General features: G+C 71.5%; 16 protein-coding genes and 1 tRNA gene. 5 read left to right on the top strand and 12 right to left on the bottom strand.

Annotated features, from left to right (window positions below; genetic code table 11):
- Window positions 1-13: 13 nt before the first annotated feature.
- A complete protein-coding gene (locus tag ACH4PU_RS17510) occupies window positions 14-466 on the bottom strand; it encodes a GNAT family N-acetyltransferase (protein WP_398272409.1) in 453 nt (150 codons plus the stop codon).
- Window positions 467-704: 238 nt separating this feature from the next.
- Between ACH4PU_RS17510 and ACH4PU_RS17505 the strand changes: the two genes are divergently transcribed.
- The gene (locus ACH4PU_RS17505) at window positions 705-1,493 is read left to right on the top strand and encodes a response regulator transcription factor (protein WP_224347122.1); all 789 of its coding nucleotides are present in this window, start codon (window positions 705-707) and stop codon (window positions 1,491-1,493) included.
- On the opposite strand, the gene ACH4PU_RS17500 is transcribed toward ACH4PU_RS17505, so the two are convergent.
- Entirely contained in the window at window positions 1,452-1,949 is a 498-nt protein-coding gene (locus ACH4PU_RS17500) for a MarR family winged helix-turn-helix transcriptional regulator (RefSeq protein WP_185942657.1), read from the bottom strand. The two genes, ACH4PU_RS17505 and ACH4PU_RS17500, sit on opposite strands and share 42 nt — an antisense overlap.
- A gap of 111 nt (window positions 1,950-2,060) precedes the next feature.
- On the opposite strand from ACH4PU_RS17500, the gene ACH4PU_RS17495 reads away from it, so the two are divergent.
- Both ACH4PU_RS17495 and ACH4PU_RS17490 read left to right on the top strand, forming a co-directional pair.
- The gene (locus ACH4PU_RS17495) at window positions 2,061-2,885 is read left to right on the top strand and encodes a trans-aconitate 2-methyltransferase (RefSeq protein WP_398272405.1); all 825 of its coding nucleotides are present in this window, start codon (window positions 2,061-2,063) and stop codon (window positions 2,883-2,885) included.
- 132 nt (window positions 2,886-3,017) lie between these two features.
- The gene (locus ACH4PU_RS17490) at window positions 3,018-3,641 is read left to right on the top strand and encodes a Uma2 family endonuclease (protein ID WP_398272403.1); all 624 of its coding nucleotides are present in this window, start codon (window positions 3,018-3,020) and stop codon (window positions 3,639-3,641) included.
- A 48-nt stretch (window positions 3,642-3,689) separates the two neighbouring features.
- Here the strand turns inward: ACH4PU_RS17490 and ACH4PU_RS17485 are convergent, their stop codons facing one another.
- Window positions 3,690-4,382: a TetR/AcrR family transcriptional regulator gene (locus tag ACH4PU_RS17485; protein ID WP_185942660.1), complete on the bottom strand. Its 693-nt coding sequence runs from the start codon at window positions 4,380-4,382 to the stop codon at window positions 3,690-3,692.
- Window positions 4,379-5,404, bottom strand: coding sequence for an acyl-CoA desaturase (locus ACH4PU_RS17480; RefSeq protein ID WP_398272400.1), 1,026 nt, complete (start codon window positions 5,402-5,404; stop codon window positions 4,379-4,381). The genes ACH4PU_RS17485 and ACH4PU_RS17480 overlap by 4 nt, the downstream gene beginning before the upstream one ends.
- Before the next feature lie 200 nt (window positions 5,405-5,604).
- On the opposite strand from ACH4PU_RS17480, the gene ppc reads away from it, so the two are divergent.
- Window positions 5,605-8,346, top strand: coding sequence for a phosphoenolpyruvate carboxylase (gene ppc, locus ACH4PU_RS17475; protein ID WP_398272398.1), 2,742 nt, complete (start codon window positions 5,605-5,607; stop codon window positions 8,344-8,346).
- A gap of 234 nt (window positions 8,347-8,580) precedes the next feature.
- Here ppc and pth read toward each other — a convergent pair whose 3' ends face one another.
- From pth to ACH4PU_RS17445, 6 genes are all read right to left on the bottom strand, one after another.
- A complete protein-coding gene (pth, locus tag ACH4PU_RS17470; RefSeq protein ID WP_185942663.1) occupies window positions 8,581-9,183 on the bottom strand; it encodes an aminoacyl-tRNA hydrolase in 603 nt (200 codons plus the stop codon).
- A gap of 89 nt (window positions 9,184-9,272) precedes the next feature.
- Window positions 9,273-9,851, bottom strand: coding sequence for a 50S ribosomal protein L25/general stress protein Ctc (locus tag ACH4PU_RS17465; protein ID WP_398272395.1), 579 nt, complete (start codon window positions 9,849-9,851; stop codon window positions 9,273-9,275).
- 181 nt (window positions 9,852-10,032) lie between these two features.
- Window positions 10,033-11,010, bottom strand: a complete 978-nt coding sequence (locus ACH4PU_RS17460; protein WP_185942665.1) for a ribose-phosphate diphosphokinase — start codon at window positions 11,008-11,010, stop codon at window positions 10,033-10,035.
- A 73-nt stretch (window positions 11,011-11,083) separates the two neighbouring features.
- On the bottom strand, window positions 11,084-12,541 hold the full coding sequence (gene glmU, locus ACH4PU_RS17455) for a bifunctional UDP-N-acetylglucosamine diphosphorylase/glucosamine-1-phosphate N-acetyltransferase GlmU (RefSeq protein ID WP_398272392.1): 1,458 nt from the start codon (window positions 12,539-12,541) through the stop codon (window positions 11,084-11,086).
- A gap of 116 nt (window positions 12,542-12,657) precedes the next feature.
- Window positions 12,658-12,729, bottom strand: a tRNA-Gln gene (locus tag ACH4PU_RS17450).
- Between the two features lie 12 nt (window positions 12,730-12,741).
- Complete coding sequence (locus ACH4PU_RS17445; protein ID WP_398272390.1) at window positions 12,742-13,647, bottom strand: hypothetical protein; 906 nt, start codon at window positions 13,645-13,647, stop codon at window positions 12,742-12,744.
- A gap of 156 nt (window positions 13,648-13,803) precedes the next feature.
- Between ACH4PU_RS17445 and ACH4PU_RS17440 the strand changes: the two genes are divergently transcribed.
- Window positions 13,804-15,159 carry a sensor histidine kinase gene (locus ACH4PU_RS17440; protein ID WP_398272388.1) on the top strand — a complete coding sequence of 452 codons (1,356 nt, stop codon included), beginning with the start codon at window positions 13,804-13,806 and terminating at the stop codon, window positions 15,157-15,159.
- Window positions 15,160-15,320: 161 nt separating this feature from the next.
- On the opposite strand, the gene ACH4PU_RS17435 is transcribed toward ACH4PU_RS17440, so the two are convergent.
- Together ACH4PU_RS17435 and ACH4PU_RS17430 are read right to left on the bottom strand one after the other, a co-directional pair.
- Window positions 15,321-15,821 (bottom strand): SUKH-3 domain-containing protein, encoded by a 501-nt coding sequence (locus ACH4PU_RS17435; protein WP_185942668.1) that lies wholly within the window; start codon window positions 15,819-15,821, stop codon window positions 15,321-15,323.
- A gap of 5 nt (window positions 15,822-15,826) precedes the next feature.
- The gene (locus ACH4PU_RS17430; protein ID WP_398272385.1) at window positions 15,827-16,378 is read right to left on the bottom strand and encodes a YwqJ-related putative deaminase; all 552 of its coding nucleotides are present in this window, start codon (window positions 16,376-16,378) and stop codon (window positions 15,827-15,829) included.
- Between the last annotated feature and the right edge of the window lie 468 nt (window positions 16,379-16,846).

Raw genomic sequence — 16,846 nt, 5'->3', positions numbered from 1 at the left:
CGGGGCGGCCCGATCACCCGTCCGTGGCAAGGGACTTGATCAATGTGTACTCGGTGACGCCCGGCGGGTAGTCCTCCACCGTGGCCACCACCCGGTAGCCCTGCTTGCGGTAGAAGTCCGGGGCCTGGAAGTCCCAGGTCTCCACGCGGCTGCCGACGCAGCCGTGCCGCCGGCGGGCGCTCTCCTCGGCAGCGGTCACGAGCCGCCCGCCGAGTCCCGTGCCGCGGTGCCGTGCGTCGACCCAGAGGAGGCCGACGTGCAGCCACCGGTACTGGACGTGTCCGGTGAGGCCACCCGCCAACTCTCCGTCCACGCCCATGGCGTAGACCTCGAGGGGGACGCTGTCATCGGCGGGGGTGCCGCGCAAGGAGCGCAGTACGGCGGACCGTTCGGAGTTGGTCTCGGTGAGGCGCTGCTCGACCACATCGCGTCGTTCCGCGTCGTTCACTACCTCAATACTGAACATAAAGCTCACGATAAACATCTGGGTCAAGCAGTTTTGCGAATCGGCTTCCGTTGTCGGACCCCGGCCGTACGCTGAGCACAGCGTCGGTGGGGGCCGACGCCGATCAGGGGGCGAGACAGGCAGGTACGTCGCCCGGGGTGGGGTAGTTGTCAGGGCACGGCGGCGGCCGTGCGCGTGCGACGGCTCCGTACCGGGCGCCGTACCCGCACTGCACGCCTCCCCGGATTTGGGGGTGGTTGTGGCACGTATTCGGGTATTGGTGGTCGACGACCACCGTATCTTCGCCGAGTCGCTCGCCGCCGCCCTCGCGGCCGAGCAGGACGTGGACGTCTCGGCGGCCGGCAGTGGGCCGGCGGCGCTGCGCGCTCTGGAGCGCGCGGCGGCGGAAGGGCGGCGTTACGACGTCCTGTTGATCGACGCCGATCTGGGCGCGTCGGCCGTGGAAGCGGCCCGGGTCCCGGAGCAGCGCCGGCCTCCGGGGCGGCCGCCGACGGGTCAGCCCGAGGGTGTGGTGGACGGGATTTCCCTGGTGGCCGGGGTGCGCTCCGGGCATCCGGGGGTGCGCACGGTGGTGCTCGCGGAGCGGGACGACCCGCGCCGGGCGGCGGCGGCGCTCCAGGCCGGGGCCGGCGGCTGGGTGGCGAAGGACTGTTCGCTCTCCCGCCTGCTCGCGGTGATACGAGGTGTGCTGCGGGATGAGACGCATCTGCCGCCCGCCCTGCTGACGGGCGTCCTGCGGGAGCTGACGGCCGCGCGCAAGCACCGCACGGAGAGCGAGCGCCTGGTGGAGTCCCTGACCCCGCGCGAGCGGGAGGTGCTGCGCTGCATGGTGGCCGGGCTCGGCCGGAAGGCCGTGGCCGAACGGCTCTTCCTCTCCCCGCACACGGTGCGGACGCACATGCAGAACGTCCTGGGCAAGCTGGGCGTGCACTCCACGCTCGCCGCCGTCGCGCTGGCCCGCCGGGCCGGGGTCGGCCCGGTCGACCTAGCCGGGGACGTTGTCGAACGGGGCGGTCAACTGGCGTAGCAGGGCCGCAAGTTCCACGCGCTGCGCGGTGGAGAGCTCGGCCAGGATCGCCCGCTCCTGGGCGAGCAGCCCGGCGAGCGCCTCGTCCGCGCGGTCCCGCCCCTCCTCCGTCAGCCGCACCAGGACGCCGCGCCGGTCGTTGGGGTCGGGCTCCCGCCGGACCAGGCCCTTCTTGGCCAGCCGGTCGATGCGGTTGGTCATGGTGCCCGAGGTGACCAGCGTCTGGGTCAGCAACTGCCCGGGGGACAACTGGTACGGCGCGCCCGCGCGCCGCAGCGACGTCAGGACGTCGAACTCCCAGGGTTCCAACTGGTGCTCGGTAAAGGCGATGCGCCGCGCCCGGTCGAGGTGCCGGGCGAGCCTGCTGACCCGGCTCAGGACCTCCAGCGGCTCCACGTCGAGGTCCGGGCGCTCCCGGCGCCACGCTGCGACCAGCCGATCGACCTCGTCCTCCATGAGATCAGTGTAGTGGGTCTGTCGACATGAAGTCTCTTGACATCAAGATACCGGCGGAAGGATGCTGGACGCAGCAGAGTCCTCCACCCTCCTCACCCCCAGGAGGCCCTCATGCCCCACACCCCGACCTGGGACCCACGGCAGTACCTCCGCCACTCGGGCCCCCGCACCCGCCCCTTCCACGATCTGCTGGCCCGCGTCCCCGACCCGCCCGGCCCCGGCCCGGCCCGGATCACCGACCTCGGCTGCGGCCCCGGCAACGCCACCGCGCTGCTCGCCGACCGCTGGCCGGACGCCCTGATCACCGGGCTCGACAACTCCCCCGAGATGCTCCGCGCGGCCGCCGCGCACGCCGGTCCCACCAGCGGCGGCGGCCGGATCTCCTTCGCCGCCGCCGACGCGGCCCACTGGACCCCCGACGGCCCGCTCGACCTGATCATCGCGAACGCCCTGCTCCAGTGGGTGCCGGACCACCCCGCGTCCTTCCCCGCCTGGGCCGGGGCGCTCACCCCCGGAGGCGCCCTCGCCTTCCAGGTGCCCGGAAACCAGAACGCGCCCTCGCACACCCTGATGCGCCGCCTCTGCGACACCCCACGCTGGCGCGGCCGCCTCGCCGGCGCCGCCCGAGGCCCCGTCCACGTCCTCGACCCGGCCGCCTACCTCACCGTGCTCACCGACCTGGGCCTCACCGTCGACGCCTGGGAGACCACCTACACCCACCTGCTCCCCGGCCCCGACCCCGTCCTCGACTGGCTCAAGGGCACCGGCCTCCGCCCCGTCCTCACCGCCCTCGCCGACACCCCCGAGGAGCGGGAGGAGTTCCTCGCCGAGTACGCGGCCCTCCTCCGCGAAGCGTACCCGCCGGGCCCGCACGGGACGGTCTTCCCGTTCCGGCGGATCTTCGTGGTGGCGCGGAAACCGGGGGGTGAGAGGTGATCGTGTGATCACCCTTTCGCGTGAAGAACGCATGGACCGGCCGTGCGGGTCGTTCGGGAGCTCGTAGCGTCCGTGGCGTCGCTTGTGCCGCAATGGAACCCGCGCCCAGACTGAAGGAGGAGGTGCTTCACGATGACCGCACTCGCGCACGAGGTGATCCCGGTGGCGGATGACGAACCGGTGGCCGATCTGGACACGTTTCTGTGGGAGACGTGGAAGGCCATGGATCTCCCCGAGGGCTACCGCGCTGAGATCATCGAGGGGTCCATCGAGGTGTCGCCCACCGGCCGTGTCCGTCACGGCGTTCTGATCAACCGTCTCCGACGCCGCCTTGAGAGCCACCTGGAAGGCGGTGAGCACGCGGTTCACCACGACCTCAACCTCATTCATCAGGGCAAGGTCTGGATCCCCGATCTTTTCATCGCGTCGGCTGATGCAGTGGAGGACTTGGGCCCGACGGAGCTGGGCGTCGCCGTAGCCACTGTCGAAGCCGCTGTCGAGGTCGTATCACCAGGGCGGCGGAATCTGGAGCGCGACCGTGTCCGCAAGCGCCGCGAGTACGCCCGGGCCGAGATCCCGCTCTACATCCTCATCGACGACTTCGACGGCGACGGCGCCGTCGTTCTGCTGACGCAGCCGAACCCCGACAAGGCCGTCTACGAGGACGAGCACCGTGTCCCCTACGGAACCGACGCCGTCATCCCCTCCGGCCCGGCAAAAGGCTTCGCCATCGGCGCGGCGATCACCGCGCCCTGACCGCCCGTCCGCGCTGCCCTCCCGCGCCACTCCGCGGGAGGAGGCGGCTCAGCTCTTGCGGTGGCCCACCAGGCGGGGGCGCTGCTCCAGGCCGTCGAGGCCGTGCCAGGCGAGGTTGACCAGGTGGGCCGCGACCTCGGCCTTCTTGGGCTTGCGGACGTCGAGCCACCACTGGCCCGTCAGGGCCACCATGCCGACCAGGGCCTGCGCGTACAGCGGGGCGAGCTTCTGGTCGAAGCCGCGGGTCTTGAACTCCAGCCCCAGGATGTCCTCCACCTGCGTGGCGATGTCGCTGATCAGCGAGGCGAAGGTGCCCGTCGACTGGGCGACGGGGGAGTCGCGGACGAGGATGCGGAAGCCGTCCGTATACGTCTCGATGTAGTCGAGCAGGGCGAACGCGGCCTGCTCCAGGAGTTCGCGCGGGTGGCCCGCGGTGAGGGCGCCCGTCACCATGTCGAGGAGCTGCCGCATCTCGCGGTCGACGACCACCGCGTACAGCCCCTCCTTGCCGCCGAAGTGCTCGTACACCACCGGCTTGGAGACCCCGGCCTTGGCCGCGATCTCCTCCACCGACGTGCCCTCGAACCCCCGCTCGGCGAAGAGTGTGCGACCGATGTCCAGCAACTGCTCCCGGCGCTCCGCGCCGGTCATCCGCACCCGGCGGGTGCGTCTGGCCCCCTGCGCGGGGGTCAGATCCTTCTTACCGGAGGTTTTGCTGTCGATCGCCACGCCGTCCATCATGCCGCCTGAGCGGCGTCCTTCTGTTCGCCGTCGGCCGCGCGGGCGCTCTCCTCACCGGGCCGCGGCTTGCGCCGCGCCGCGACGCGGCCCGCGCTCGGCCAGCGCACGTCGTACGCCCAGCCGGCCAGCTCGAACCAGCGGATGAGGCGGGCGCTGGAGTCCAGCTGGCCCCGCAGCACCCCGTGCCGCGCCGAGGTCGGGTCGGCGTGGTGCAGGTTGTGCCAGGACTCGCCGCAGGACAGGATCGCCAGCCACCACACGTTCCCGGAGCGGTCCCGGGACTTGAACGGCCGCTTGCCGACCGCGTGGCAGATCGAGTTGATCGACCAGGTCACATGGTGCAGCAGCGCCACCCGGACCAGTGAACCCCAGAAGAACGCCGTCACCGCCCCCTGCCAGGACCACGTCACCAGCCCGCCGACCAGCGGCGGGATCAGCAGGGAGATCGTCGTCCACAGGACGAACGTACGGGAGACCCACCGGATCGCCGGGTCCTTGATGAGGTCCGGCGCGTACTTGTGCTGCGGTGTCTGCTCCTCGTCGAACATCCAGGCGACGTGCGCCCACCACAGGCCCTTCATCAAGGCCGGCACGGTCTCGCCGTAGCGCCACGGGGAGTGCGGGTCCCCCTCGGCGTCGGAGAACTTGTGGTGCTTGCGGTGGTCCGCCACCCAGCGCACCACCGGCCCCTCCACCGCCAGCGAACCCATGATCGCCAGGGCGACGCGCAGCGGCCGTTTGGCCTTGAACGAGCCATGGGTGAAGTAACGGTGGTAACCGATGGTGATGCCGTGGCAGCCGATGAAGTACATCGCCGTCATCAGCCCCAGATCGAGCCAGCTGACCCCCCACCCCCAGGCCAGGGGGACCGCGGCGAGCAGGGCGACGAAGGGGACGGTGATGAACAGCAGCAGCGTGATCTGTTCGATCGAACGCTTGCTGTCACCACCCAGCGTGGCGACGGGGAGCGGGGCCTCCTGGGCCTTCGGCACATCCTCGATCAGGTCGGGGCTTGCAGTCATGGATTCCCTCGTGGGGGTCGGGAGCTGGCTACGGTTCCGTAACCTACGGCAACGTAAGTATGGCAGGGCCCCGGCGGGGGGCAAGAGGGCTGTCGGCCGCCACCGGGCGCGCCGGGTGGCGACCTATGCTGGTGGGCGTCGGACAGCGCGGTCCGCCACCCCTCCAGACGTGCTCGGAAACACCGCTAGGAGCAGCACCTGTGAGCAGTGCCGACCCCACCAGCCTCGAAGCACAAAGCGGCGCCGCACTCCGCGCCGACATCCGCCGCCTGGGCGACCTCCTCGGCGCGACCCTCGTCCGCCAGGAGGGCGAAGAGCTCCTCGCCCTGGTCGAACGGGTCCGGGCGCTCACCCGGACCGACGGCGAGGCCGCCGCCCGCCTGCTGGGGGAGACCGACCCCGAGACCGCCGCCAAGCTGGTCCGCGCCTTCTCCACCTACTTCCACCTGGCCAACGTCACCGAGCAGGTGCACCGTGCCCACGAGCTCGGCGCCCGCCGCGACGCCGAGGGCTCGATCCTGGCCCGTACCGCGGACCAGCTGAAGGACGCCGACCCCGAGCACCTCAAGGAAGCCGTCGAGCACCTCGGCGTCCGCCCCGTCTTCACCGCGCACCCCACCGAAGCCGCCCGCCGCAGTGTCCTCAACAAGCTCCTGCGCATCGCCGAACTCCTGGGCCACCAGGCCACCGGCGAAGGCGAGAAGCGCCGCACCGACCTCCGCCTCGCCGAGAACATCGACCTGCTCTGGCAGACCGACGAACTCCGCGTCGCCCGCCCGGAGCCCACCGACGAGGCCCGCAACGCCATCTACTACCTGGACGAGCTCCACACCGGCGCCGTCGGCGACGTCCTGGAGGACCTGGCCGCCGAGCTCGACCGGGTCGGCGTCCCGCTGCCCGCCACCACCCGCCCGCTCACCTTCGGCACCTGGATCGGCGGCGACCGCGACGGCAACCCCAACGTCACCCCCCAGGTCACCTGGGACGTGCTGATCCTCCAGCACGAGCACGGCATCACCGACGCCGTCGAGCTCGTCGACAAGCTCCGCGTCGCCCTCTCCAACTCCATCCGCAACAGCGGCGCCACCGAGGAACTGCTCGCCTCCCTCCAGCGCGACCTCGAACTCCTCCCGGAGATCAGCCCCCGCTACAAGCGCCTCAACGCCGAGGAGCCCTACCGGCTCAAGGCCACCTGCATCCGCCAGAAGCTCCTCAACACCCGCGAGCGCCTGGCCCACAACACCCCCCACCAGGAAGGCCGCGACTACCTCGGCACCGCCGACCTCCTCGCCGACCTCCAGCTCATCCAGGACTCGCTGCGCGCCCACCGCGGCGGCCTCATCGCCGACGGCCGGCTGGAGCGCGCCCTGCGCACCCTCGCCGCGTTCGGCCTCCACCTCGCCACCATGGACGTCCGCGAGCACGCCGACGCCCACCACCACGCCCTCGGCCAGCTCTTCGACCGGCTCGGCGAGGAGTCCTGGCGCTACGCCGACATGCCGCGCGAGTACCGCCGCAAGCTCCTCGCCAAGGAACTGCGCTCCCGCCGCCCGCTCGCCCCCAGCCCGGCCCCGCTCGACGCGGCCGGCGCCAAGACCCTCGGCGTCTTCCACACCGTCCGCGAGGCCCTGGACCGCTTCGGCCCCGAGGTCGTCGAGTCGTACATCATCTCCATGTGCCAGGGCGCCGACGACGTCTTCGCCGCCGCCGTCCTCGCCCGCGAAGCCGGGCTGATGGACCTGCACGGCGGCTGGGCGAAGATCGGCATCGTCCCGCTGCTGGAGACCACCGACGAGCTCCGCGAAGCCGACCGGATCCTCGACGACATGCTCGCCGACCCCTCCTACCGGCGGCTCGTCGCCCTCCGCGGCGACGTCCAGGAGGTCATGCTCGGCTACTCGGACTCCTCCAAGTTCGGCGGCATCACCACCAGCCAGTGGGAGATCCACCGCGCCCAGCGCCGGCTGCGCGACGTCGCCCACCGCTACGGCGTCCGGCTGCGGCTCTTCCACGGCCGCGGCGGCACCGTCGGCCGCGGCGGCGGCCCCACCCACGACGCGATCCTCGCCCAGCCCTGGGGCACCCTCGACGGCGAGATCAAGGTCACCGAGCAGGGCGAGGTCATCTCCGACAAGTACCTGATCCCGGCCCTCGCCCGGGAGAACCTCGAACTGACCGTCGCCGCCACCCTCCAGGCGTCCGCCCTGCACACCGCGCCCCGCCAGTCCGACGAGGCGCTCGCCCGCTGGGACGCGGCCATGGACACGGTCTCGGACGCGGCACACGGCGCGTACCGGCGGCTCGTCGAGGACCCCGACCTGCCCGCCTACTTCTTCGCCTCCACCCCCGTGGACCAGCTCGCCGAACTCCACCTCGGCTCCCGCCCGTCCCGCCGCCCCGACTCCGGCGCCGGCCTCGACGGACTTCGGGCCATCCCCTGGGTCTTCGGCTGGACCCAGTCCCGGCAGATCGTCCCCGGCTGGTACGGCGTCGGCTCCGGCCTCAAGGCCGCCCGCGAGGCCGGGCTCGACACGGTCCTGGAGGAGATGCACGAGCGCTGGCACTTCTTCCGCAACTTCCTCTCCAACGTGGAGATGACGCTCGCGAAGACCGATCTGCGCATCGCGCGGCACTACGTCGACACGCTCGTGCCCGACGAGCTCAAGCACGTCTTCGAGACGATCGAGGCCGAGCACGAGCTGACCGTGCAGGAGGTGCTGCGCATCACGGGCGAGCGCGAACTCCTCGACTCCAACCCCGTGTTGCGGCAGACGTTCCACATCCGCGACGCCTACCTCGACCCGATCTCCTACCTCCAGGTGACGCTGCTGCACCGGCAGCGGGAGGCGGCGGCCCGGGGGGAGGAGCCCGATCCGCTGCTGGCCCGGGCGTTGCTGCTCACGGTGAATGGTGTGGCGGCGGGGTTGCGCAACACGGGGTGAGGCCGTGGCGGGGCGCCTGCGGCGGGCGGCGCCCCGGTCCCACCCCTTCGCCGATTCCTGGGGGCAAGCCCCCAGACCCCCTTTTCGCGGCTTCGCCGCTCGTCCTCGAACTCCCCCAGAGGGGGCACCCCCTCTGGGGGAGTTCGAGGACAACCGCGCGGAGCGCGGTTTCGGGGATGCGGGGGCGCAGCCCCCGCAAGAAACGGTGAAAGGGCGGGACCGGGGCACATCCCCCTACGAGTTGTACGTGCTCTGAGCCCGCTCCAGCCCATCCACGATCAGTGACTCGACCGCGTCCGCGGCCCGGTCCACCTCGAAGGCGAGATCCTTCCGCTCGGCGGAAGAAAAATCCTTCAGCACGAAGTCGGCGACCTGCATCCGCCCCGGCGGCCGCCCGATCCCGAACCGCACCCGGCAGTAGTCGGCCCCCATCGCCTTGGTGATCGACTTCAGACCGTTGTGCCCGTTGTCGCCCCCGCCCAGCTTCAGCCGCAACTGCCCGAAGTCGATGTCCAGCTCGTCGTGCACCGCGACGATCCGCTCGACCGGCACCTTGTAGAAGTCGCGCAGCGCGGCCGTCGGCCCGCCGGACAGGTTCATGAAGGACATCGGCTTGGCGATCACGACGCGGCGGCTCGACGGGCCGGGCGGGCCGAGCCGCCCCTCCACGACCTGGGCGCGAGCCTTGTGCGCCTTGAACTTCGCGCCGATCCGCTCCGCGAGCAGGTCGGCGACCATGAAGCCCACGTTGTGCCGGTTGCCCGCGTACTCGCCGCCGGGGTTGCCCAGGCCCACGATCAGCCAGGGGCCCGTGCTCGTGGCGTCCGTCGTCGTCATCCGCATAACTCCTTCATACACAGACCGCCGCCCCGCTCCGGGTCAGGAGCGGGGCGGCGGCCGGAGGAAAGTGAGGCTCAGCGCGAGGCTCAGGCCTCGGCGCCCTCGGCGGCCTCGTCCGCCGGAGCGGCCTGGCCGGCGACGACGTGCAGGACGACCGCGTCGGCGTCCACGGCCAGCTCGACACCGGCCGGCAGGACGACGTCCTTGGCGAGGACGGAGGCACCGGCCTCCAGGCCCGCGATGGAGACGACGACGGCCTCGGGGATGTGGGTGGCCTCGGCCAGGACCGGCAGGGCGGTCAGGGTGTGCTCGAGCAGGTTGCCGCCGGGGGCCAGGTCACCCTCGGTCTGGACCGGAATCTCGACGGTGACCTTCTCGCCGCGCTCGACGACCAGCAGGTCGACGTGCTCCAGGAAGCCCTTCAGCGGGTCACGCTGGACCTGCTTGGGGATGACGAGCTCGTCGCGGCCCTCGATGTCCAGGGAGAGCAGGACGTTGGGGGTCTTGAGCGCCATCATCAGGTCGTGGCCCGGGAGGGACACGTGGACGGGCTCGCCACCGTGGCCGTAGATGACGGCGGGAACCTGGTTGGCGCGGCGGATGCGGCGGGCGGAGCCCTTGCCGAACTCGGTGCGGACGGCGGCGGCGAGCTTGATCTCGGCCATGGTGCACTCCTCGGAGGTCGTGTGCGGACAGGGTCACCCGGCCCACGAACGGCCTGCTACGAAGAGCGCGTCGATAACGGACCGCCACACCGAGACGAAAACGGTGCGGCCTCCCTCGCCGAGCAACTCCAGGAGTCTACCCGGCGCGGGAGGCCGCACCGAAATCGATCTACGACGACCGTCAGGCCTGCTCGTCGAAGAGGCTCGTCACCGAACCGTCCTCGAAGACCTCGCGGACGGCGCGGGCGATCGTCGGGGCGATCGACAGCACCGTGATCTTGTCGAGCTCCAGCTCGTCCGGGGTCGGCAGGGTGTTGGTGAACACGAACTCGCTGACCTTGGAGTTCTTCAGCCGGTCCGCGGCCGGGCCGGAGAGCACACCGTGGGTGGCGGTGACGATGACATCCGCGGCACCGTGGGCGAACAGGGCGTCCGCCGCGGCGCAGATGGTGCCACCGGTGTCGATCATGTCGTCCACCAGTACGCAGACACGATCCTTCACGTCACCGACGACCTCGTGCACCGTGACCTGGTTGGCGACATCCTTGTCGCGGCGCTTGTGGACGATCGCCAGCGGGGCGCCGAGCCGGTCGCACCAGCGGTCGGCGACGCGCACGCGGCCGGCGTCCGGGGAGACGACGGTCAGCTTGTCGCGGTCGACCTTGGCGCCCACGTAGTCCGCCAGGATCGGCAGCGCGAACAGGTGGTCCACCGGGCCGTCGAAGAAGCCCTGGATCTGGTCGGTGTGCAGGTCGACCGTGAGGAGACGGTCGGCACCGGCCGTCTTCATCAGGTCGGCGATGAGGCGGGCCGAGATGGGCTCGCGGCCGCGGTGCTTCTTGTCCTGACGGGCGTAGCCGTAGAACGGCAGGATCACGGTGATGCTCCGCGCGGAGGCCCGCTTCAGAGCGTCGATCATGATCAGCTGTTCCATGACCCACTTGTTGATGGGAGCCGTGTGGCTCTGCATCAGGAAGCAGTCGGCGCCGCGCGCGGACTCCTGGAAGCGGACGTAGATCTCACCGTTGGCGAAGTCGAAGGCCTTGGTCGGGACCAGGCCGACGCCCAGCTGATGCGCGACCTCCTCGGCAAGCTCGGGGTGGGCGCGGCCGGAGAAGAGCATCAGCTTCTTCTCGCCGGTCGTCTTGATCCCGGTCACAGCACAGTCTCCTTGGATGTCGCATTGTGTGCGCTTATCACGGTACGCCCCGTTCGGCGCTGCCGTTGTCAGGTCACTGCTCCCCGTCGTGCTCCTGGAGAGCGGCGGAAGCGGCCTGTGCGGCGGCGCTTCCCGGGCGCTTTCGAGCCACCCAGCCCTCGATATTCCGCTGCTGACCGCGTGCGACAGCGAGCGAACCCGGGGGCACATCCTTGGTGATGACGGAGCCGGCGGCGGTGTACACGCCGTCCCCGATCGTGACCGGAGCCACAAACATGTTGTCGCTGCCGGTGCGGCAGTGCGAGCCGATCGTCGTGTGGTGCTTGTTCACACCGTCGTAGTTCACGAAGACGCTCGCGGCGCCGATGTTGGTGTGGTCGCCGATCGTCGCGTCGCCCACATAGGAGAGATGCGGCACCTTCGTGCCCTCGCCGACCTCGGCGTTCTTCATCTCCACATACGCGCCGGCCTTCGACTTGCGGCCGAGCCTCGTCCCGGGCCGCAGATAGGCGTACGGGCCGACCAGGGCCCCCTCGCCGACCACCGCGCCGTCGGCCACCGAGTTGTCCACCCGGGCGCCGGCCGCGACCGTGGTGTCCGTCAGCCGCGTGTTCGGCCCGACCTCCGCACCGGTGGCCACATGCGAGGCACCCAGCAGCTGCGTCCCCGGGTGCACCAGCGCGTCCGCCTCGAACGTCACCGTGACGTCCACCCACGTCGTCGCCGGGTCCACGACCGTCACACCGGCCATCATCGCGTCGTGCAGCAGCCGCTCGTTGAGCAGCCGGCGGGCCTCCGCCAGCTGGACGCGGTTGTTGATGCCCAGGATCTCCCGGTGGTCGCCGGCGACCGCCGCGCCCACCCGGTGCCCGGCCTCGCGCAGGATCCCCAGCACGTCGGTGAGGTACTCCTCGCCCTGGCTGTTGTCCGTCCGCACCTTGCCCAGCGCGTCCGCCAGCAGCCGGCCGTCGAACGCGAACACCCCGGAGTTGATCTCGCGGATCGCCCGCTGCTCCTCGGTGGCGTCCTTGTGCTCGACGATCTCGGTCACCGCACCCGTCGCGGCGTCCCGGACGATCCGCCCGTACCCCGTCGAGTCCGGCACCTCGGCCGACAGCACGGTCACCGCGTTGCCGTCGGCGGCGTGCGTCTCGGCCAGGCGCCGCAGGGTGGCGCCGGTGAGCAGCGGGGTGTCACCGCAGACGACGATCACGGTGCCGTCGGGGCGGATGCCCTCGCGGGACAGCTCCTCCAGGCCCATGCGCACCGCATGCCCGGTGCCGTTCTGCTCCAGCTGGACGGCGGTGCGGACGCCGGGGTCGATCTCGCCGAGGTGCGCCGACACCTGCTCCCTGGCGTGCCCGACGATCACGACGAGCTGCTCCGGCTCCAGCTCGCGCGCGGCGGCGACGACGTGCCCGACGAGGGACCGGCCGCAGATCGAGTGCAGGACCTTGGGGGTCGCCGACTTCATGCGGGTGCCCTCACCCGCTGCGAGAACGACGACGGCTGCCGGGCGGTTGGCGCTCACGGGTGTGCCCTTCGGCTTCGGGGTTACGAGGGGGTGACACCCGCAGGATACCGGTGCGTAGAAGGGCCGGAACGCGGACGGGTCCTGACCTGGGCGGTCAGGACCCGTGATGAATGCTCCCCCGCCAGGACTCGAACCTGGACAAGCGACTCCAAAGGTCGCCGTGCTGCCGATTACACCACAGGGGACAGCTAACAGGATCAAAACGGACTGTTCGCCAGGTGATCCTGTTTGACCCCCAACACTATGCCGTACCACCAGCCCTCGATGCGACGGTATAGGTCGGCGCCCTGGAGGACCTGCACCACGAGGCAGCCGCGGTAGTCGGAGCCTGTGTTCTTGCGGACGGTTTTCGGGTTGTGCCGCTTCAGGGTCGTCTTGCACAGGCTCGGTACGTCGACCCCCACCAGCTTCGCCCAGTACGCCTCCGCGGCCGCCACATCAGCGGACTCATGAATCATCACGCGGTATTGGACGCGGTCCGGTCCGATCCCCAGGAGGGCGAGCCATGCCCGGTAGACCTGGATCACGCCCGGATCGCTGTTGACGAAGTGGACGGCCTCCCGCACCTGGTACGGCTTGCTCTTGGCACCCTCGGCCCAGTAGAGCCCGATTCCGATGAGGAACAGCTCGCGCTCCGTCATCTGCCCGATCTCGCAGGCGGCGTCCAGCCTCGTCCGGATGCGCTTGGCTGCGACCTCCCGCCGATGAGGCTCCCACCTGGCCTCCCGCATCGCGTGCAGTTGTTCCGCAGTCTTCCGGGGCTTGGGGAGGTCCCGCACCCACAAAGACACCGAACTCTTCGCGACCCCTAGCTCTGCCGTGATCTCGTCGTACGTCTTTCCGGCGAGCCTCAAGGCTCTGGCCTCCTCCCGGAGCGCGTCCTTCGCCCGGGGCCGCTTGGTCCACTCCGGTGCCGGCTCGCCACGCAGCAGCCTGGTGAGCAGGTCGTGACTTCCGATGCCGAGCCTTTCGCCGATGCGGCGTGTACTGAGCCCCTCCCGGCGCAGGGCGACTGCTCGCGAGCGCAACTCTTCGAACGTCGCGTCACCGCCCCGGGGGCCGTCGGTCGTCGCGCTGTCACCATCGTCCGGTGCCTCTGTCATGTGAGCAGAGTGCCGTCATCGTCGGCCGGTTCCGGCGAATGTCTGAGCGATTCACCAGTTCGAGCGAAATGGGCGGATATTCGCTTCCGCTTCTGTCGTTTGCGTGCTGCTGTCATTTTTCGAAAACCGTTGGCCTGCCCCCGTAGTCTGGGTGGTATGACCACAACGGGGGCAATCACGGAGGCGGGCGCCCGGGGCGCGCCCGCGGGGCCGTGGTGGTGGGCCAGGCGGCGGGGCATGGTGCTGGACGTCGTCCTGGCGTTGATGTCGGTGATCGAGTGCGCCTTCGAGGGGCTCTCGTTCGCGCACGAGGTGGGGGCTCCGGGGGTGCTCGGAGCGCTGGCGGGGATACCGGTCGGCGGCGCGCTGCTGGTGCGCCGGAAGTGGCCGGCGGCGGTGGTGCTGGTGTCGATCGCCGTCACCCCGGCCGAGATGGGCCTTCTGCTCGGGATCGTCGGGCTCTACACCCTCGCCGCGGCGGACGTGCCGCGGCGGATCGTCGTCGTCCTCACGGTGGCCTCCATGGCCGGGACGCTGCTCGTCTCCGCCGCCCGGTTCCACCGCGACGCCACGGCCTCGGGCCTGCAGTCGAGCCTGGTCACGGCGGTCCTCTTCTCCTCCGTCATGGCCCTGGGGCTGACGGCGCCGCCGTTGCTCCTCGGCCTGTACGTGGGTGCCCGCCGCAGGCTGGTGGAGAGCCTGCGCGAACGGGCCGACGGACTGGAGCGGGAGCTGTCGCTGCTGGCCGAACGGGCCGAGGAGCGCGCCGAATGGGCCCGCAGCGAGGAGCGGACGCGGATCGCCCGTGAGATGCACGACGTGGTGGCGCACCGGGTCTCCCTGATGGTGGTGCACGCGGCGGCGCTCCAGGCGGTGGCTCTGAAGGACCCGGAGAAGGCGTCCCGGAACGCCGAGCTCGTCGGCGACATGGGCCGGCAGGCGCTGACCGAACTGCGCGAGATGCTCGGCGTGCTGCGTGCCAAACCCGACGGCGCGGCCGAACCGGCGGCGGCGCAGGAGCCCGAGCGGCTCGCGGCGGTGGCAGCGGCGGCCTCGGCGCGGGTGCGGCGGTCCGCCGACGCCCTGGCCACCGGCGGCGCGGGCGGGCCGCGCCTCGTCCAACTCGCGGATCTGGTGGGGCAGTCGCGGCAGGCGGGGATGGCCGTCGAGTTCTCGATCGAGGGCGAGCACCGCACGTACGCCGCCCGGGTGGAGAGCACCGCGTACCGCGTGGTGCAGGAGGCCCTGACCAACGTCCACAAGCACGCGCCCGGGGCCGCGGCCCGGGTGCGCGTCGCGCACCGGGAGGGCGAGGTGGCCCTCCAGGTGGAGAACGGGCCGTCGGGCGGCGGGACGGACGCCGGGCTGCCGAGCGGCGGCAACGGCCTCGTGGGCATGCGGGAGCGGGTGACGGCGCTGGGCGGCGTGTTCGTCTCCGGGCCCACGGACCGGGGCGGGTTCCGCGTCTCGGCCGTGATCCCGGACGCGGTGGAGGCGGCGGACGCGGCGTGACCATCAGCCCGTCCGGCGTCTGAGGATCTGGGGGCGCAGCCGCGATGCGGGGGTCCGGGGGCTCTGCCCCGGGAAACGGCGAAGGGGCGGGGCTGGGGCACAGCCGCCCGCAGGGTGCGCCCCTGCGTCGCCGCTCAGCCGCCTCAGCCGCCTCAGCCGCTTCAGCCGCCGAACGTGAGCCGAGCCGGTCGCGTCCCCGTCACCAGCGCCCCGATCGCGTGATCGATGTCGGAGCCGAGGAACCAGTCACCGGTGTGGTCCAGGCTGTACACCCGCCCGTGGGCGTCGATGGTGAGGAGCGCCTGCCCGTCGAGTTCCTGCCCGAGCGGGCAGACCTCGGTGCCGAGCGCGCGGCCGAGGTCGGCGACGGTCCGGGCGAGGTGCAGGCCGTGCAGCGGGTCGATGTGGAACGGGGTCGGCGCGATGTGCTTGCCCGCGCCCGGCCCCGCGACGCGCAGTCCGCCGAACTCGGCCCACGCCTCGACGGCGGCGGGGAAGACGGTGTGCCGGTGTCCGGCGGGCGACACATGGGCGCGGAGGGCGTCGGCCCACTTCTCGGCGGCCTTGATGTCCCAGCGGCCGGGCTGCCAGCCCGCCTCGCGCAGGGCGGCGTCGACGGCGACGGGGAACCGGGTGGCTGCGGTGCGGTCGAAAGCGCGCATGGAGGTCAGGGCCTGCCTCGTTCCGTGGTGGTGGGGTCGATGGCGCGGACGCCGAAGTGGGCGAGGAGCGCGGTACAGGACCGGCAGGGCGGGGCGTAGGCGCCGTGCCGGGGATCGCCGTCCTCGCGGATGTGCCGGGCGGTGATCTTCGACTGCTTGAGCGCGCGGCGGGCCTCGCCGTGGGTGAGCGGTTTGCGGGAGGCACGTTTGCCGCGGCCCGCCTCGTGGGTGGTGAGGAAGCGGGTGAGGAGCAGCGCCTCGGGGCAGCGGCCGGTGAAGCGCTCGCGGCGGTCGCTGGTGAGCGTGTCCAGGAAGTCCTGCACCAGGGGGTGCAGGGCGGGCGGCTGTTCGGCCTTGCCCGCGGTGCAGGTCAGCGTGGTGCCGCGGACGGAGAGTGCGGCGGCGACGGCGGGCAGGATGCCGTCGCGGCGATGGAGCAGTACGGGTGGACGGTCGGCGTCCTCGGTGGTGCTCCAGCTGAGCCGGGGGTCGCCGGGCGCGGCGGTCCGTCCGTCGGCGCTCCCGGTCAGGGGTTGGTGGTCCTGCGTCGTGTGCATGGTGGTTCTTCCCTCCCTGCAATCCCCCTGTTGCGGGGATCAGCCTGCCAAACGGGGTGGTGGGAGTGGAAGGCAGGGCGGTGTTGCGCGTGCCTGGTGTGACGGAATAGGTGAGAGGGACGCGAGTCGTGGCACGGGGGTGAGGCGGTCGCGGTGTGGGGGTTTGCCGGGGCGTGAGGGGTTTCTGCGGTTCTCCCGGGTCCGGTGCGGTCGGTCGTGTTCCGGCCGGGCGTCTTCGGGCCTGACGTCTTCGGGCCTGACGTCTTCGGCGGGCGTACGCGTCCGGGGCCGGCGTGCGCTCCGGCCGCGTACGCGTACGCCCGGGCGCTCCGTCGCGTACGGCGGCCCTCCCCGGCGGAGGCCGGAACCCGGGCCGGTGGCGCGGGCGTTCTCCGGCGGGGAACGTCCTCCCCACCCACGGGCGAGGAGCCGTCTTGCGGCACCGCATAGGCTGTCCGTCACGAGGCC

It is taken from the genome of Streptomyces sp. NPDC021100, from assembly GCF_044333095.1.
GTDB lineage: Bacteria > Actinomycetota > Actinomycetes > Streptomycetales > Streptomycetaceae > Streptomyces.
Note: the sequence above shows the minus strand (reverse complement) of the source record. Positions and strands in the feature narration are given on the sequence as shown.